At 32.2% G+C, this 739-nt stretch carries 1 protein-coding gene; it reads left to right on the top strand.

Annotated elements, in window-relative coordinates; all coding sequences use genetic code 11:
- On the top strand, positions 1-712 hold a 712-nt coding region (locus ACW2QF_RS17345), incomplete at its 5' end, for a hypothetical protein (protein WP_455717273.1).
- Between the last annotated feature and the right edge of the window lie 27 nt (positions 713-739).

Raw genomic sequence — 739 nt, 5'->3', positions numbered from 1 at the left:
GGATTATAGATTTTACTATTTGGCTTCTCTCGGGATGAGAATAGGTGAGTTGACGATTTTATATAACAGGGACATAGAAAAATATAATAATAAAAAGCAAAATAAGGATAATAAAAAGAAGAATATTAAGCTAGAGTCGGCAAAGAGAAAAAGAAGAAGATTTTTCGAAGGAAACTTTAAAAATACAGATACTAAGGTGATTGAACTTGATGGAAAAGAAAATAAAAATGCGGTGATAAGCTATATACTTAATACCTATCCTACTCCTCAATTCTTTGATGCTGTATATAAAGTAAAAAATTGGAGTGGTGCTAAGATGAAAGAAATATTTAATTCATCTGCTGATACTTCAACTTCACAAGTTGTGATTGGAAAGCGTAAATATGAGCTCAGAGGACTAGAGTATTCGGAAGAGGAATATACGATGGGTATTCAAGCCTATATTCGGAAACAGAAGAAAAAGATACCTCTTGCAAATGATATTTGGATATACGTCATTATGAGCATCCGACCAAGTTTGGAAGAATCAGAGCAGATAGAGGGGGTTAGATTTCAGAAGTATGAGATAAAAATCATGAATTGCAGATACTATATAGAAATACAGAAGATGAAAAAGGAATATCTGGCTCAGTGTGGAAAGGAAAAATGTAACTATTTTTCCTGTAATAATGATTATTGTGTATTTAATGAAAAGCGACGGCATAATGTTTGAGTATTTGTGATTGAATCTCAGTTGGAC

The organism is Anaerosporobacter sp., from assembly GCF_965301125.1.
This window is presented reverse-complemented; position numbering and strand designations above follow the sequence as displayed.